This window comes from Vibrio sp. 1978 (genome assembly GCF_033344345.1).
Genome location: NZ_JAWPOP010000356.1, coordinates 1 through 772, shown reverse-complemented (window position 1 = coordinate 772; position 772 = coordinate 1). Strand labels below are relative to the sequence as shown.

General features: G+C 47.2%; 1 protein-coding gene. It reads left to right on the top strand.

The genetic code is table 11. The features are described 5' to 3' along the window. The coding region (locus tag R8N49_RS26600) for a MucB/RseB C-terminal domain-containing protein (protein ID WP_318190381.1) at positions 1–728 on the top strand (728 nt) is incomplete at its 5' end. Positions 729–772: the final 44 nt, after the last annotated feature.

Sequence of the window (772 nt, the reverse complement as noted above, 5' to 3'; positions counted from 1 at the left end):
TTCGCGAGGTGATTCGTCGCGGAACAGAAGTGAGTTATATCGAAACTGGCGTGGAACCGTTCACTATCGAATCAGGCAAAATGGTTGCACCAACGATACCGATGCTCAACACCAATATCGACGAGCTAAACCTGTATTACGACTACGTTCAAGTAGGGCGTGCGCGTGAAGCCGGTGTTCCAACTCAGGTATTACGCATTGTGCCGAAAGACGGACTACGTTATTCCTATGTCCTTTGGATTGACGAATGGAGCAAATTGCCACTTCGCGCCGATCTTGTCGATCGTGATGGCGAGATGCTAGAGCAATACCGCACGATCTCTTACACAGTAAACCCTAAAATTGCAGAGTTGATGAGCGGCCTTGAAGACGTTCAACTTCCTGCTGTGCTTACAATGCCGAAAGGTGAAATTGGCACGAGCAATTGGACTGTGGGCTGGACTCCAGACGGTTTTCATCCAAACGATCTCAACCGCTACCGTATGGCATCAACAGACCAAATGGTAGAAAGTCAGTTGTATTCTGATGGCTTGTTCAACTTCTCTGTTTACGTAGCAAACAAAGATGAGCATTCATTAAAAGGACAACTGGTTCGTCAAGGCCGTAGAACCTTACACAGTTTTGTGAATGGTGATTATGAAATCTCGGTGGTCGGAGATATTCCGCCAGCTACGGCGCAGCGCATTGCTCAATCTGTCACATTTAATGTAACAAAGAGTAAGCAATAATGATGACTGCGTTAGCTACCGTGACCGGAGTAGAGCGTCACGGT